This window comes from Amycolatopsis sp. NPDC000009 (assembly GCF_055563465.1).
The window spans coordinates 449,828-465,607 of sequence record NZ_JBVHDI010000005.1 but is presented as its reverse complement, the minus strand read 5'-3'; the positions used below and the strand labels follow the sequence as shown (position 1 = coordinate 465,607).

Here is a 15,780-nt window from a genome sequence, read left to right as displayed (position 1 = left end):
TCAGCTTTCAGGCAGGAGTTTGTACCAATCGGCTTCGAGCGCGCCGGCCTTGCGCAGGTCGAGGTCTCGGAGCCTGTACATCGCGCTGCGGAAGATTCCGGTCGCGTCGCTGACCTCGCCGCGCTGAGCGAGCGTGAGCGCTTTCTCGCCGAGCGCTTCCGCGTATCCCTGCGGATCGCTGGTCGCGGTGTAGCTCTCCAGTGCCTGTTCGCAGTATCCCAGGGCAGCATCGAGGTTGCCGGCTAGCCGGTGGGTTCGGGCCAACGGCACGGCCGCGAACGCCACGCCGTGCTGATCGTCGGCCTCCACGAGCATGTCGAAAGCGCGGGTGCCGTGCTCGATCGCGCGGTCGAATTGTGAGAGTTCGCGGTAGGCGGCACCCAGATGCGTCCGCGAGAGAGTTTCCCCGATGAACGCGCCGGCGGCTTGCGCCGCCTGGACGGCCTGTTCGCACAGCTGCGCTGACTCGGCGTACCGTCCCCGCTCGAACAGGATGTTTCCCATTTCGACATAGGCGAACGCGACGAATCTGTTCGGTGCCAGGTTCTCACAGACCTCGATAGCGCGTTCGTTGAGCTTCCAGGCGCGGTCGAGGTCCTGCGGACTGCCGCGGCGAAGGTAGCCCTCCGCCAGTTCCTCCGCCGCCTGCGCGATCTGCAACGGCTCGCCTGCTCGCTCGGCAGCCGTGTAGGCGCATTCGTGCCCGTCAATCCACGCGCCGAGAGGGCGATGGTGGATGTAGAAGTCGAAACACTCGACCGGGATTCGCCACGCCGCGAACAACAGATCGTTGTGTAACGCCAGGTCCGCGATGCCAGCGATCGTTGGCAGCTCCCGCCGGAACCAGTCGTAGGCCTCACTGAAGGAGGTGAACGTAGGCGGTTCGACGTTTTCCGGTGGTGCGGGCAGAACGATGTGATGGTCAGGTCGTTCCGGTGTGATCAGCCATGAGGCGGCATTAGAGGTGTAGAGGTACCAGTGGACAACGCGGTCGATCGCGATCCGCCGTTCCTCGGCCCATTCTTCACGACCTGCCTCTTCAGCGGCATACACGCGCAGCAGATCGTGCAGCCGGAACGTGTGCAACGCGACCTGCTCTACGAGAGAGAACTCGACCAGCTGTTCCAACAGCCGGTTCGCCTCAGTCTCAGGGAGCCCCGTCAGCGCACCGACCGATGCCGCGCTGAATTCCTGGCCCGGATGCAGTCCGCAAAGCCGGAACACTCGGGAGAGAGCGGCACTCAGCTGTCCATAGGAGAAGCTGAAGGCAGCACGGACACCCGAATCCTCGTCGTCCTCGATCTGCAGTTCCAAGGCCCGGTCGGCGAGACGATCGGCGTGCTGCTGAATCGTCAGGCGCTCGTTCGCCGCAACCTGCTCAGCGGCGATCGTCAACGCGAGCGGCAAAGTCCCGCACAGGTTGGCCAACCTGGCGACAGCGTCGGGTTCGGCATCCACCCGCTCATCGCCGAGGTAACTACGGATCAACGCGACAGCGTCGGGCTTGGCCATAAAAGCCAGGGGGATCGCCGGGGCGTCGGCGGAAATCACGAGTCCGGCCAGCCGGACTCGGCTACTGACCAGGACGGATACGTTCCTCGTTCCCGGCAGGACCGCGCTGACCTGCCGGGAACTGCGGGCATTGTCCAGCACGATGAGCACCCGCTGTCCTGCCCTGTCCAAAACCTGCAATTGCCCTTGCAGCAACGCCAGCCGCACGTCGTCGGCGGTAGGGAGCCGCGTCCTAACTCCCAACCCCCGCAGCAACGCCTCGAGAATATCCCCAGTCTCCGCGGGGGCACGCGGACCGAAACCGTGCAAATCCGCGTACAGGACAGCGTCGAATTGTTCTTGGTGACTGTTGGCCCAGCGACGCAGCAACGCGGTCTTACCGACGCCTGGCGGCCCCACCACGAACGCCACGGTCGATCGGTCCGGCGCGGCGTCGTCGATCAAGGCTTTCGTGAGCTCGGCCAGAGCCGCCTCGCGGCCGACGAAGTGCGGGGTCGCCGGCGGCAGTCCGGCATAGGGCTCGGCCCGGGCCGCGGCCGCCAGCTGAATCAGCGCACCGCCGGCGTCCAAAACCTGATCGAGGAGCCTCGCGCCCTCCATCGTCGGCTTTTGCTTCCCGGTCTCCATCCGGCCGAGCATGCTGTAGCTGTACCCGACCCCTTTCGCGTCCAAATCGCGCAAGGTCAGCCTGCGGAGCTTCCGGAACGTTCGAAGCGCCTTGCCGAACTGCTCGGCGGCTGTAGGAGGTCCGGAGGCCGCACGGTCGGAGTTCCTCGGCATTCCGCCCCTCTCCCGCCAGTCTCGACTTTCATGATCGTGCCACACATCGTTGCCGGTCAGAGTGGAAATAAACAATGTTTACGTCCAGAAGCACGGGCGAAGACGGATGCGAATCCATGCGCGGCAGAGACAGCGACGACAGCCACGCTTGTTACATCGAAGTTGAAACAACAAGTACTAGCCCTGCAACGCAGCGTGACGGCAGACTTCCTTCTCGGGGATGGGAGAGCACCATGACTGCTGATCACGCTCGCGAGGCCGCTGGTGAGTAACTACCTGAGCTACGCCGGAGCACTGCTGGCGATGGCCGCGGCCGCGACCAAGTACCTGGCCGCACGGAGATCGGGACGGCCCCGGACACGCGCCCGCCAATTCCTGATCCTCGGCCTTCTCCTGCTCAGTGCCGCGCTGGCGCTCGGCGCGCCCGCCTCGCTCCAGCTGGCACAAGGTTACGAAGCCGTCCCGAACCTGGCACGCCTGATCGGAGACGTCCTGGCCATGGGCGCCGCCTACTGCATGCTCGTGCTCTCGACGATGGCCCCAGGACGTGATCCGCATCCTCAGCGCCGGATCACCGGCCACGCCGCAGTGTTCCTCGTGGGCGCGGTGGCCATGTCGTTCCTGCTCGACCTCGCGAACACCGCGCCGACTACCGCGTTCGTCGCCACCTACGGCGGCGATCCCCTCATCGATCTCTACCTGGCCATTTACGCCGGATACCTGTCCTGGGGAATGGTGACGTTCCACCGGCTGGGGCGACGCTACTTCCATGCGCCCTCCACCACGATCATCGCGCGAGCTGGATTCCGGGTCACCCAGCTCGGCCTGTGCTTCGGATACCTATGGCTGCTGACTCGAGCGATCGACGTCCTCGCCCAGCACACCGGCTGGCCGATCGGGACACCGTCGATCGGCGCCACCGTGCTGCCAGTGCTGTGTGCCTGGCTCGTCGCATCAGGAGTGACCTTCCCGGAGTGGATGCCGCCGCTGCTGCGGTCACGCACGGTGTGGCACCTCCTGCGACCGGTGGCCCACCTTCGGGTCCTCGTGGCCCTGGCGCTGATCACCTCGCTGTGGCGGCCGCTGGTCCGCGCCTTCCCCGAGGTCGTGGTCGATGTCAGTACCTGTGGCGGCGCCGCGATGCTGTATCGGCGGGTGATCGAGATCCGGGATGTTCAGCTGCGGCTGGCGCCCTATGTCCATCCCGACGCCCAGCTCGTGGCCGCGAAGCGATCGCAGCGGGAACCCACCGACGAGCACAGCCTCGCATTGTTCGAGGCCGCGGCGCTGGCAACCGGACTCGATGCCTTCCGCGCCCGGCGGGAACACCCGTCCACGGACGGCCCCGCGGTGGACTACGTCAACCACGACCGGATCCTGGCCACCCCGTTCGACGAGGCCCGCCATCTCGCGGCGGTCGGGGTGGCGTTCCGATTCAGTCGCACTGTGCGCTTCGTGCGCCGCACGTTGCGACCCCGGCCGATGACCTCCGCCCGGCTGGCCACCTGTCAATCCTGACGGGTCAGTCACGTCGTGGCTGCCTGATTGTCGCGAACGGCCAGGGCTACGGGGTCGCGCGATTCGCACACCGCGTTGACCGCGGTGGCGTGCTGCGGAGCGAGAGGCTCGTGGTCAGCTGGCGGTTGTCGAATTTGACAGTGGACCGGCAGTGCCGTCGGAGAGGAGCGATCCGACGCGGACGGGAAGAGCGAGGAGGCCCCGGTTGCGGAACGACTGCCGCCACTGGAGCTGATTGTGGGGGAGCGCCAAAGCCAGCTCGGAGTACCTGTCGAGCAGTGCGGCGAGGCCGACCTCGATCTCGATCCGTGCCAGCGGCGCGCCGATGCAGTAATGCGCCCCGTGTCCGAATCCGAGGTGCGGGTTGCCCGCCCGGCTCGGGTCGAGAACGTCAGGGGCGGCGAAGCGGTCTGGATCGCGGTTGGCTGCGGCCAGCGACAGCAGCACCGTGTCCCCGGCGGGGATCGTGACCCCGCCGATAGCGACATCGACGGTGGGGAAGCGGCGGATCGCCAGCTGCGCCGGGGACGCGAACCGCACCAACTCGTCTGCAGTCGAGGGCAGCAGTGTGTGGTCCTCGCGAAGGCGCGCGAGGATCTCCGGCCGAGTCAACATGGCGGCGAACCCGTTGCCGATCTGATGCACCACATTTTCGTAGCCTGCGCCCAGGATGAGGAACAGCGCACTGATCAATTCTTCCTCGGACATGCGATCACCGACGTCGCGTTCTTCGATCAACGCGCTGATAAGGTCCTCGCCCGGCTTGGCGCGTTTCGCCGCCGCGAGCCGCAGCAAGTATTGCCATAGCGACGTGACAGCGATCCCGATGTCCTCAGGCCGCCCTGCGGTGAGCATCTGGTCGGTCCAAGACCGAAAATCCGGGCGGTCCGCGGCGGAGATCCCGAGCAGTTCGCAAATCACGGTGATCGGCAGCGGCGCGGCGAAGGCCTCGATCAGGTCCACCTCCCCGGTGTCGGGGAGCGCGGCCAGCAAGTCGACTGCGATCTCCCCGATCCGGGGCCGCAGGCCTTCGACACGGGCGCGGGTGAACCCGCGCCCGAGGATCGCCCGCAGACGGGTGTGGTCGGGCGCGTCCATGTTGAGCAGGTTCGCGTCCAGCGCCGCCGGCAACGCGAAACCCTTGTAACCGTCGCCGGCGTTGCGCTTGTTCAGTGACAGGCGCGGATCCGCGAGTGCGGCGCGGACGTCGTCGTACCGCGTCACGAGCCACACCGGGGAACCATCTGGCGTGACCGCCCGGTGCACGGGCTTCCCAACGCGCAACGCGGCATAGGCCGCATCCGGATCGCTGAAGAACTGGGCGTCGAAATGAAACATGTCGTCATCGGCGGCCACGGCGAACTCGATTCCTCCCCTGTCGATGCACTGCCGAACCTGATCGTAGAGCCTGCCGCGAGACAGGACACGCCACAATAGGTCAAGGCCCAAGCAAAGAGAGTCAACGGTCGCTAGCCGTGAGGGACAGGCCGGCGAAGGAGTTCGCCAGTCAGGCCCGTGAGCAGGAAGAATTGAAGTCGATCTACGAGCAAGCAGTCCACAGGGAGGAACGGACGACATGAACGGGTACTATCCACCGCCGCCGGGCAACCCCGGCCCACCGAATCATCACCGGGCGCAGGGAAACACGCCACCTCCCAGTGACATGCCGTCGTCGTTTCCGCCACCCGCGTACCCGCCGCAATACCAGCACTTCCCGGGTTCCCAGACACCATCGCCGCTGCCGCCGAAGAAACGACGCCGTCGTCTGAAAATCGCGCTCGCGATTTTCGTCGTCGCCATTGTCGCGCTCGGTGGCGTGATCACCGTTCGCGCGTGGATGTCGCCGTCGGCAAGCGGCAAGACACCGGCCGAGGCTGACCTCGGATCGGGTTCTGTGACAGACCCCATCAGGTACGCCGTCAACATCCCCGCCGGTGAAACCAAGCACTATCCGACCGACCTGCCCGGCCTACCCTCCGGTGCGGAACTGTCCGATCAGCAGCTCGGCGGAATCGATCCCCGGACGCTATTGTGGGTCACGCTCCATCGACAGGCAGAGCGCCCGGTCACCGACTTGGTCAACCGCTGGTACCCCTCGATCGACGAGTACGAGATGTCCTATCCCGGGGCCCATTCCGCGATCCGCTCAGCCATCGACTGGCGCACCAGGGAGTTCACCCGCGACGACGCCGATATCGACGCCGACAACAAGATCGACACCTACCTGATCTTCCGCTGCGTCGGCTCGGCCTCTGGATCAGCACGGGAAGGTACGTATCACCAAGCACGGTCGGGTGACCGGGCCGCCACCTGGAAGGTCGTAGAGAATCCTCCGGCGAGCAACTGCCCGGACCGGATGAAACCCGGCAAGGTCGTGGCCAATAACCACGTCACTGATGGCTTGGCTCCCTACGGGCTCTCCCCGCAGGAGACCGACAAGTTCATCTCCTACCTCGACCACGTGCCCGACCTCATTCAGGTCGCACACCCCGAAACGATCACCGGCATGGACGGCAAGAGGTACGTCCAGCTCGACGTGACCCTGGTACCCCAGCCCGACGGCATGAACGACAGGAAAGGCGCAGCGTTCCTCAACGCCGCGTTCGCCCAAACAGGCAAGAGCCCCTTCGATCAGCCCTACAGCATCAACATCGGCGCCTACCAGGGTTTCAAGAAGCGCTACTTCCTCAACCCTTCGACCTTGCTGCCGGCCTACTCGGTGACGCTGGCCACCCCGCGACTGGATCTCGGCGGGGCGCCGGTCACCACAGGCCCACAGCCTGAAATCGCCTACAACCTCGACCAGTACACCTGGCCCGAGTCGATCGATCCCGACGCCAAACGAACCGACGGCGGCCCGCCGGTCGTGCCACACCACCAGTGGCCCTTCGACCGCATCCGGCTGCACTGATCCCGGCCGCGGACGGCCCGTGGAAGTCCGAATCGCCCCGGCGCGGGTTGTTTGGGCTTCTCAGGTGCGTCTCGCCGGGACATCGTCGTGCACCGGCCCGGAGGGCCGGCCTGTGCCGGAGGTCCTGTGGGCGGGAACCGGTGCCCGGACCGCGCCGTGGCATCGGTTCCCGCGTCGTCGACGGTCGGTTTTCGTCGGGGAGCACGGCGGAGCTACTCGCGCTGCAATCTGGTGTGAGCATGCGGCGTCGACTCGCGCACTCAGACGCCAGCCTGGAATGCGACCGACACGGATCTCTCGCGATCGGCGCCATCGTCGATTCGAAGTCGAGGCCGCGGGGTCCTGCAGCGGCCACCCAGGCCCGGACGGTGCCTCGACGACGGTACTCCTCGTCGATGTCCACGTGCACAAGCATCGCGCGGCGAACGATGGCCCACAACGAAATTCGGATCTCGCCGAAGGCTGTTCGTCCAAAGCAAAGCCGGACCGATCCGATGTCGGCTGGTGCTGGCGGCGGCACGACGGCCAACCGCAGACCGAACTCGTCGACACTGTCCGGAGTAACCCTGCCTCTCAGCGAAAGATCGACCACGGCTCGAACGCCCGTTCGCCCGGGGAGGGCGTAGTAGGCTGCGCAGAGCCGTTCGGGTGGGAGGTAGTTCTAAAACCAGCTCTGTTGGGCCGTCGACTGCGCAGTTGCGCCCGAACGCGCCGCCAACGTTGCCCCAGTGCATCAAGGGCACGCCACCCTTCGGGCGGACGGGGCTACGTACCGGACCGCTGAGGCAAAATGGTCTGCTGGCGACACCGTCCCGTTGAACACCCGGGCACCGCACCGGGCGAGGGTATTGCTGGAATCCGCCAGTTCGTTGGTCAAGATTAGCGTGCCAGCTGCGTCGGGTGGCGCTGTCGTCCCTGCAGGACTATCGGCCGTGTCTGGCAGGGCATTCCGTTTGCGCGGTCGCGGATCAGGCGTCGTCGGATTCGGTCGCCTGCTGCTGTAGAAGTGTGCTGATCTGCTTCTGAACCGCGGCTAGGTTTTCCGGTGTGAGCTCCGTTGCGCGCATCGCCAAGGAGCGCACGTCGTGCTCCTTGAGTACCAAGAGGAGGTCGAGGTCCTTTTGGATCTGTTGCGCCTTCTTGGATCCGTAGAAGATCGCCGGATCCACGTCGAAGAAGGCGGCGAGCGCCTCGAGATGGCCTTTGGTTGGATTGGTGGCCTCTCCGCTCCTGAGTTGACGCAGGTACTCCGGCGAGAAGCTCTTCGCAAAGTCGCGTTCACGCAGCCACTCCGCGCACCAGCCCGCTACGTATCTCAACGTCAAGGGACGACCGTCCACCTTCGTGTGCGCTCGGAAGAGCTTCTCGATGGTCTCCGCAAGTGTGGGTGCCTCCGCCACGGCAGCCCGCCTCTCTGGTCTCTAGTTGTTCGGACGGCTCGCGACCACCCTAGTTTCAAACTTAGATGAAACAACGCCACCCTGTCCATCTCAGTTGACAATCCCTTCTCGCTGCATATGCTCGAAAGCACAGAGAAGCAACTGATATGGACAGGGATTTCCATTCAGGGCTAGCTCGACTGAACTCGACCCCATCAGGGAGAGCCTGACTAGGGGAGGCCGCAACCGGTCGAGGGGTCGGAATACGCCGGCATCGACGCCAGTCGATGCCGCAGAAAAGGGGGCAGATGAACATTCAGCCGAAGCCGGCAAGCTAGACGCACACGAGCGGTAGCACGCCGACGTACATCGGCCCGGACCGTGACCATAGTGCGCGGTCGGGAAGCAGGCCAGGAACGGGTCGGTACGAGGTCCGATCAGTCGACCGTTTCTGGTGGCGCGAGTGAGGTTCGGGCGTCGGACCGACGAAGCATCGAATCGCTGTGGCGACATGGCGTGCTCTTGTCACCACCTATGACGGGCACTGCGAGTACCCGGCAAGGGCCGTAACTCGATCACCTTCACGTCGTCGCGCCTCATTCCCGAACCGCCCTAAGCCATGGCAACACAGCCCCCGCAGGCCGGGGGCGTATTCAGCGTGCCTTCGATCAGCGCGACAAGCGCCAGCGGCGTACTCGGAGAGGAGAAGGACATGACCGCCATGAACAACCGGCCCCGGCACCCCAGCGGGCTGGGCGAAGCCCGGTACGCGACGTCCTTCGGCCTCCGCGCCCAAGCCCATCTCGCGGAGATCACGCCACACCCCAATTCTGGGAGTTACTCTGCCGCAGCGGTCATATCGCCGAGCAGCAAGGAACCTGCCGCCGAAGCTCCTCGAGATCTGAGTGACCCACCGTCGACCGTCGTGGTGACGACGAAAGCTTCCCCGACACCGGTGAGCTCCACCCCACCCCCCAGTGGACCACCGATGCCACCCGCCGGGCCGACCGCCGAGCCGACTGAACCCGAGGGACTGCGCACCCTCGTCACGGAGCTCGCGCTGGTCGCCCGGCGAACGTGGCCGCAGCTTCCCTCCGCTGACATCGACGCCGCCGTGGAAGCGGGAATGCACTCCGCGGCAACCGAAGCAGCCGCGACCACCCATGTCGACCCGGCGATCGGCAGCGATCAGCCTGATAAGTCAGGCGGCGCAGCGCACGCGATGACCGCCGCCGTCGCCGCGGCCGCAGCACTCCAGCGTCACGGCTTGCCGCCCGACACGGCCACCCCGGTGGATTGGAGCGGCTTCGGAACGGTCCTTCCGGTGATCGCCGGGTCACCGGGCGCCGGGGCGTCAACGCTGGCAGCAGTGCTGGCTGACGTGCTGCAGCTGCACCAGCTGCGCGTGCTGATGATCGACCCCGCAGACCCGCCACGGTCGGGTCTTCTTGCCGCGGCCCGCACGCAAGGTCCCTGGCTGGCGCACCCGCAGCCGAACGTGGACATCCGGTTTTCCTGGCGGGCGCAGGCAGTTCTGGCCCAGCTGGACACCAGCCTCCCCGTCATCGCGCCGGGCATGGTCCCGCCGCCGCGATGGTGGCGCCCACCGGCAAAGGAACTGCACTCCACCGTCGTCGACCTTGGCCACGATCCGTGGCGGATCACCGCGCATCCACTCATCGGCGCTGGTGCATGGCTTCGCCGCGGGACGCCCCAGCCTCGCCCGCTGCTGGTGGTGCGGCCCAGCCGCCCGTCGCTACTGCACGCCGAGCAAGTGCTGGCCCGCCTCGACCCCTGGGTTTCCTGCGCCGCGGCCACCGCGCCGGCCCAGCTGGTGGTGATGGGCGCCAAACGCTGGCCGGATGGGGTGGCCGGAGCAGCTGGGCGCCGAGTGAGCACGCTGCTCGCGGACACGGTGTTCCTGCCACACGATCCCGATCTCGCCGCGACGGGCGTCACCGCCGAGGTCACCCCTTTCCGGTTGCGGCAGGCGATCACGCCGGTCCTGCACCGCTGGGGCCTTCTGCCCGACACCGCAGGCACGAGCAGGCGGTCGAGACCTAGGAGGCGCTCATGATCGAGCACTTCGACACCGCCATGTTCCTGGCCCAGATCCCGAACCCCACGCCCCTGGAGCCTCCCGGCGCCCAACAGATCCTCGGTGTGGTCGGCAACGTGAAATGGGCGGCCGGAATCGCCCTGCTGATCGGCTTCTTCGCCGGACTCGTCGTCTGGGCCGGTGGCCGCTGGATCGACCACCACCGCGCGGGAAAAGTCGGCTTGGTCATGATGCTGTGCGCCATCGGCGGCGGCATTCTCTATGGCATCGGTTGGCAAGCGATCAACTACTTTGCCGGAGCGAAGTGATGTCCGACGCTTCAGCCACCGATATCCGCGTCCGCAAGCGGGCCGGGCTTTCCCTCATCGCCGTCTTGATCGCCGCGCTCGTCGTGATCGGGGGCGTCGCGGCGGTGGTGGTGGCGCACTACGTGACGGCCCCATCGGCGTCCTCCCCGTCCGCCACCCCGGCCGCCTCAGGCCCGGCGGCGATGCCTGACGGAGCGTCAGCGGAGGAGAACGCGCTTGCCGCGAGGCAGATGCTGCAGCTGCCCCTGCAGGCAGCGCAGCCACAGCCCATGACGACCGCGACGGCCGGGCCGCCGATACCCGTCCCGACCGCCTCCGTCACCACAGGGCAGTGGATTCCGGGCGGGTTCCCCCGAACCCCCGAAGGAGCGCTGGGACAGCTCAAAGCCCTCGACGAAACCACGATGACGACCGCCGACCCGCAGGCCTACGTACGGGGCTTTCGCGAGATCGCCGAAACCGGAGCCCCGGATCCCGGGTCAACAGGGCTCGTGTCGCTGCTTACCAGCCTGCGCTCGCGGGCGCGGCTGCCCGACACGGGGCCCGTTCCCGGGCTGAGCGCGAGCTACGAGATCACTCACGGCCAGGTCAAGGGTGTGGCCTCGCACGGATCCTTCGCGGTGGTCTGTGTCCTGGGGCAGTTCTCCGTGGGAGTCAACGGTCAGATCGTCAGCGCCGGTGTCGGTGACTGCCAGGCGATGCGGTGGTCCGGCTCGCAGTGGCGGATCGCCTCCGGTGCGTTGGCCGCGCCCGCGCCGAGCGCGTGGCCGGGCAGCGTGGACGCGGTCAAGGCCGGCTACCGCGAGCTGAGCGGGGGCTGAGACCGGATGTGGCCTTTTGACGGAATCGGCGGCCTGCTAGGCGACGGAGTCAAGGGCATGATCGCCTCGGCCTTCGAGGCTGCCATGCAAGCGATCTGGGAGGCGAGCCTCGCCGTGCTGCGCGGCGCGTTCATTCTCGCCGACGAGTTCTCGACCTTCACCGTCGATACCCGATCGGGACCGGTGTCGATCCTGTGGCCGATGATGCTGTGGATCAGCGGTGTCCTCGCGCTGGGTATGTTCTTTTGGCAAGTGATCGTCACCAGCCTGCGCGGCGGCCGCGGATTCATGAGGCTGGTCAGCGGACCGGTGCAGTACGGCCTCGCTCTGGCGGTGACCGTGGGCATGGTCGCAGCCCTGCTCGCCGCCGTGGACGGGTTGACAGCCGGCATCCTGGAATACGGTTTACGTGCCGAGAGCTTTACTGACGCGCTCAGTAGCACCACCTTTGACGCCAACAGCACCGTTAATGGGGTCGAGGCCATCGTTCTGGGAATCTGCGCCTTCGTCGGCGTGATTCCGGCGGGCATCGGCTACGTCCTGGAGATGCTGTTCCGTGAGGCCGCGGTCTATGTCCTCGTGGGCACCGTGCCGGTGACCGCGGCCGGGCTTCTGGCCAATATCTCCGCCCCCTGGTTCTGGCGAACCTGCCGCATGATGCTGGCCTGCATCTTCATGGAACCCGTGCTCGCCTTGACCCTGGTACTGGGGGTGGCGACAGCCGGTGGCTCGCAGGGCCTGTCGGGGTTACTCGCCGGTGTCGGGGTCCTGCTCATCTCCCTGTTCTGCCCGTTCGTGTTGTTCAGATTGTTCGCCTTCGTCGATCCGAACACCGATGCCGGAGCGGCGTTCCGCGGCGCCCTGTCCAGCATGGGTGTCGACTCCTACGGCGCGAACAACCCCGCGGTGAAGGCGGCCACCAGCATGCGCGGCGGTGGTGGTGACGATGACTCCGGTGACGGAGGTGACGCGATCGAAGACGCCAACACCGGCCGCTTCGACGAGGCGGCAGCCGATCAGACCGAGACCTCAATGGACGAATCCGGGGTCGGCGACGCGGGTTCCGCAACCTCCGGTGATGACGGCGGATCCCCTGACGAGGCCGACAGCGCGGGAAGTGAAGGCGACGACGTCGGTAATCCCGCGCACGCCTACGCGAACTCGGGATCGGTTGTCTCCTCAGGCAAGTACGGACGCAAACCCACCGGCGACTACGGCGACGACGGCGATGGGGGGGACGGCGGCGATGGGGGAGGCGACCCGCCCACGCCGGAACCTCCCGATCCCGGCGGCAGTGGCCCGCCGACACCACCGTCGCCGCCGACACCACCCGGCAGTGGCGGCGGAGGTGGCGGCTCGGCATCCGGCGGCGGGGGAACCGCGGCCACGGCAGAGGAAGCAGCGGTGATCGTATGACGACGCCTCGGATCTACCGAGGGCTCAACCGGCGCGAACACGCGGGCTGGATCATGGGCCTGACACCGACGCAGGTCCTGGTGTGCATTCTGCTCGCAGTGCCGGTGCTGTGGAGTATCTCCGCCGGCCGGTTCACCGAGGCGGTCATCCTGCTGGCGATCAGCGGACCGATCGCCGCGCTGGTGGTGGTCCCGGTACGCGGGCGCCCGGCGTTCCGCTGGCTGCTGCACCTGGTGCTGTTCCAGGTCGGTATCTTCACTGGTTGGTCTCGCTGGCAGTCCAAGGCCGCCGCCGGTGCGGCCGTGGACCCCGAGGAGCCAGACCTTCCCGGCGTGCTCCAGCGCGTCGCCTTCCCGGACGGCCCTCAGTTCAAGGACACGGGGCGGCTGTGCCTGATCCACGACACCGGCGAAGGCCGGTGGGGTGCCACCGCTCGCCTGACCCACGCCGGTGTCGGGATGCTGTCGGACGAGCAGTGCGCACGGCTGGCGAACCGGCTGGGGAACCTTCTGCTGTCCCTGGGGCATCGCGAGGTCGTCGACCGGATGAGTCTGCTGGTGCGCACCGTCCCTGACGACGGCAGCGAATACGAGGTCTGGCGCAGCGACCACGAGGTTCGCGACGCACCACGTCTGGCACGCCAAGCCACCAACGAATTGGACCGCACCATCGGCAACGTCTCTGTCCGGCACGAGGTGTTCGTGACGGTGTCCGGACCGGAAGACAAGCTGCGCAAGCCCGCCGCGGCCGCCGGTGGAGGCGTCGACGGCCGCGCGCTGACGCTGTACCGGGTCCTCGACGGACTGGAAGATCCGCTCAAGGCGCTCGGCGCGCGCAGCGTCGAGTGGCTGGACGGCCCAGGAATGGCGGAGGCGCTACGTACGGGGTTCAACCCCGCCGCCCGCGCGGTGCTGGCTACCGCGCATGAACGCGGCATGGGCGGCCGCGGCCTGGAGAAGGCGGCGGCCGGGCCGACCTCGGCACCGTCACCATCCCCACGCGCCTACACCCACGACGGATTCACGACCGTCTCCTACACCGCGCTCATGCCCGAAGCGGGCACCGTGTTCGGGTCGCTGGGGCCGCTGCTGGCGGTCCGGACCGCGGGGGAGCGGCGCACTCTCGCGATCCACTACGAGGTCTTGGACTCCCGCCGCGCGCACCGCGCCGTGCAGGGCAACAGGTTCCGGTCGAACGTGATGACCGACTGGAAACACAGCAAGGGCTTCAACACCACGGCGATGGACGAACGCGAAGCCGGCGGTGCCCGCGCGCAGGAACGCGCCGTCGCCGCCGGGCACTCGGTGGTCCGGTTCGCCGTCGCGGCCTCCGTGACCGTGCCCATCGGCTGGAACGTCGAGGATCACGCCGCTCGCCTGGAGAACGACGCATCCGGGCGATTCCGGCTGCTGCGCCTGGATCTCGCGCAGGACTCGACGTTCGTCGTCGCCGTTCTCCCGTTAGGGATCGGGCTACCCCGCCAGCGAGGAGGCCTGCTGTGAAGGGACGGCCAACGCGGGAGCGCAGCGCCGCGCAGCTGCTCGGTGACTTCGGTGCCCCTCCCGCCACCAAACCAAGCACCAGGCGGCCGCGGCGCAGCGGCCAAGAACGCATCAACCGGCCCATCGCGCCGCGGCGCGGCCGCACCCGCCCCGGTGAAGGGTGGTCGCCGGTCGTGGCGCCGATGGCGGTGTATCAGGCCGCCACCAGCGAGATCGGCGGCCTATTCCCGCTGCTGGCCGCCAACGGCATTCCCGCAGTGGGCGCCCGCATCGGCTACGACACGCTCTCCGGTGGCGCGTTCTACGCCCACCCCATCGAATGGGTCACCCGATATCGCCTGTGCGCCAATCCGAACATCGTGATCTTCGGGGAACCCGGGCGTGGCAAGAGCAGCACGGTCGTCGCGTTCCTGCTGAGGATGATGCTGTTCGGCATCAAGACACTGATTTCCGGTGACGTCAAAGGCGAGTACACGCCGATGCTGCGGGCCCTGGGGATCACGCCGATCGCCTTGGGACGGGGGAGTTCCGCCCGGCTCAACGCACTGGACCTGGGACCGCTGCGCAGCCGATGGGATGGCTGGTCGGTGGCCCGACAGCGGGAAGAGCTCGCCGGCGTGCACGGCCGGTGGGTCAAACTCCTGGTCGCCCTCGCCGAAGCGCAGGGCTACCGACCCACCGTCACCGACGAGGCAGTGCTCTCAACGGTGCTGCGGAGACTGGTCGGCGTCGACGACGGCTACACCCAGCTGCGCCCGGTGACCATCCCCGACGTGCAGAGAGAGCTGGCCGACCCGGACGACGCGTTGTGGACGGCGACCCGGTTCGCCGACCGCCGCCAATTCCTGGACACCTTGCGCCCCATCACCGACGCACTGGGCAACCTGATCAACGGGCCACTGGCCGGGCTGTTCGACCAGGAGACGAACTTCGAGCTCGACTGGGATGCCCCGGTGCAGTCGATGGACCTGTCGTTACTGCGCTCACGCGGAGACCAGGCCATCGCGGTCGCGCTGACCTGTCTGGGCTCCTGGTCGTCGATGGTGACCGACCTGCAAGACGACGGCGAGATCCGCATCGTGGTCCGCGACGAGGTCTGGCGGCAGATGCGCCTCGGGCTGCGCGCGGTCCAAGCTGTCGATTCCGACCTGCGACTGTCCCGTGCCGAACGCAAAATCCAGATCCTCGTCATGCACAAACCCTCCGACCCGCTCTCGGTCGGCGCAGCCGGATCCCAGGAAGTCGCCATAGCCAAAGACCTGCTCGCCCTGTGCAGCACCCGAATCCTTTTCGGACAGTCCACACGGGTGGCCGACGAACTGGCCGAGGACTTCGCCCTGTCCGAACGCGAGCAGCAGGTCACCACCGGCTGGGCGATGGAACGCACCGGCCGCGCGCTGTGGAAGATCGAGAACCATCCCGGCTACAAGGTCCAGACCGTCCTCTCGCGCACCGAACGACAGATCTTCGACACCAACGCGCAGCTGCGTCCCGTCTCCCGTGAGTTCGCGAAGACTGACGGGCCTGGTCCCCGGAACCCAAGTGTAGGGGGCCCGAAATGACGTCAGGTCGTG

Annotated in this window: 11 protein-coding genes; 8 read left to right on the top strand and 3 right to left on the bottom strand. The window is 67.1% G+C overall.

Annotated features, from left to right (window positions below; translation table 11 throughout):
• Positions 1-2,139: a tetratricopeptide repeat protein gene (locus tag ACZ3HL_RS17965; RefSeq protein ID WP_465532194.1), complete on the bottom strand. Its 2,139-nt coding sequence runs from the start codon at positions 2,137-2,139 to the stop codon at positions 1-3.
• Positions 2,140-2,556: 417 nt separating this feature from the next.
• Here ACZ3HL_RS17965 and ACZ3HL_RS17960 point away from each other — a divergent pair, with 417 nt between their 5' ends.
• Positions 2,557-3,810: an MAB_1171c family putative transporter gene (locus ACZ3HL_RS17960; protein ID WP_465532192.1), complete on the top strand. Its 1,254-nt coding sequence runs from the start codon at positions 2,557-2,559 to the stop codon at positions 3,808-3,810.
• A gap of 114 nt (positions 3,811-3,924) precedes the next feature.
• Here ACZ3HL_RS17960 and ACZ3HL_RS17955 read toward each other — a convergent pair whose 3' ends face one another.
• Complete coding sequence (locus ACZ3HL_RS17955) at positions 3,925-5,166, bottom strand: cytochrome P450 family protein (RefSeq protein ID WP_465532190.1); 1,242 nt, start codon at positions 5,164-5,166, stop codon at positions 3,925-3,927.
• A gap of 220 nt (positions 5,167-5,386) precedes the next feature.
• Between ACZ3HL_RS17955 and ACZ3HL_RS17950 the strand changes: the two genes are divergently transcribed.
• Positions 5,387-6,721: a hypothetical protein gene (locus ACZ3HL_RS17950; protein WP_465532188.1), complete on the top strand. Its 1,335-nt coding sequence runs from the start codon at positions 5,387-5,389 to the stop codon at positions 6,719-6,721.
• A gap of 968 nt (positions 6,722-7,689) precedes the next feature.
• Here ACZ3HL_RS17950 and ACZ3HL_RS17945 read toward each other — a convergent pair.
• Positions 7,690-8,121 carry an XRE family transcriptional regulator gene (locus ACZ3HL_RS17945; RefSeq protein ID WP_465532186.1) on the bottom strand — a complete coding sequence of 144 codons (432 nt, stop codon included), beginning with the start codon at positions 8,119-8,121 and terminating at the stop codon, positions 7,690-7,692.
• 967 nt (positions 8,122-9,088) lie between these two features.
• Between ACZ3HL_RS17945 and ACZ3HL_RS17940 the strand changes: the two genes are divergently transcribed.
• The 6 genes from ACZ3HL_RS17940 to ACZ3HL_RS17915 are packed head-to-tail and all read left to right on the top strand — an operon-like array spanning position 9,089 to position 15,768.
• On the top strand, positions 9,089-10,177 hold the full coding sequence (locus ACZ3HL_RS17940; RefSeq protein ID WP_465532184.1) for a hypothetical protein: 1,089 nt from the start codon (positions 9,089-9,091) through the stop codon (positions 10,175-10,177).
• Positions 10,174-10,467 (top strand): hypothetical protein, encoded by a 294-nt coding sequence (locus tag ACZ3HL_RS17935; RefSeq protein WP_465532182.1) that lies wholly within the window; start codon positions 10,174-10,176, stop codon positions 10,465-10,467. The genes ACZ3HL_RS17940 and ACZ3HL_RS17935 overlap by 4 nt, the downstream gene beginning before the upstream one ends.
• Positions 10,467-11,288, top strand: coding sequence for a hypothetical protein (locus tag ACZ3HL_RS17930; RefSeq protein WP_465532180.1), 822 nt, complete (start codon positions 10,467-10,469; stop codon positions 11,286-11,288). Before ACZ3HL_RS17935 ends, ACZ3HL_RS17930 begins: the two co-directional genes overlap by 1 nt.
• A 57-nt stretch (positions 11,289-11,345) precedes the next feature.
• Positions 11,346-12,704, top strand: a complete 1,359-nt coding sequence (locus ACZ3HL_RS17925; RefSeq protein WP_465532178.1) for a hypothetical protein — start codon at positions 11,346-11,348, stop codon at positions 12,702-12,704.
• The gene (locus ACZ3HL_RS17920; protein WP_465532176.1) at positions 12,701-14,206 is read left to right on the top strand and encodes an SCO6880 family protein; all 1,506 of its coding nucleotides are present in this window, start codon (positions 12,701-12,703) and stop codon (positions 14,204-14,206) included. The genes ACZ3HL_RS17925 and ACZ3HL_RS17920 overlap by 4 nt, the downstream gene beginning before the upstream one ends.
• A complete protein-coding gene (locus ACZ3HL_RS17915; protein ID WP_465532174.1) occupies positions 14,203-15,768 on the top strand; it encodes an ATP-binding protein in 1,566 nt (521 codons plus the stop codon). Before ACZ3HL_RS17920 ends, ACZ3HL_RS17915 begins: the two co-directional genes overlap by 4 nt.
• Positions 15,769-15,780: the final 12 nt, after the last annotated feature.

Coding starts and splice junctions, on each gene's coding strand:
- ACZ3HL_RS17965 (WP_465532194.1), bottom strand. CDS start 2,139: ATGGAGACCGGGAAGCAAAAGCCGACGATGGAGGGCGCGAGGCTCCTC.
- ACZ3HL_RS17950 (WP_465532188.1), top strand. CDS start 5,387: ATGAACGGGTACTATCCACCGCCGCCGGGCAACCCCGGCCCACCGAAT.
- ACZ3HL_RS17940 (WP_465532184.1), top strand. CDS start 9,089: ATGCCACCCGCCGGGCCGACCGCCGAGCCGACTGAACCCGAGGGACTG.
- ACZ3HL_RS17935 (WP_465532182.1), top strand. CDS start 10,174: ATGATCGAGCACTTCGACACCGCCATGTTCCTGGCCCAGATCCCGAAC.
- ACZ3HL_RS17930 (WP_465532180.1), top strand. CDS start 10,467: ATGTCCGACGCTTCAGCCACCGATATCCGCGTCCGCAAGCGGGCCGGG.
- ACZ3HL_RS17925 (WP_465532178.1), top strand. CDS start 11,346: ATGATCGCCTCGGCCTTCGAGGCTGCCATGCAAGCGATCTGGGAGGCG.
- ACZ3HL_RS17920 (WP_465532176.1), top strand. CDS start 12,701: ATGACGACGCCTCGGATCTACCGAGGGCTCAACCGGCGCGAACACGCG.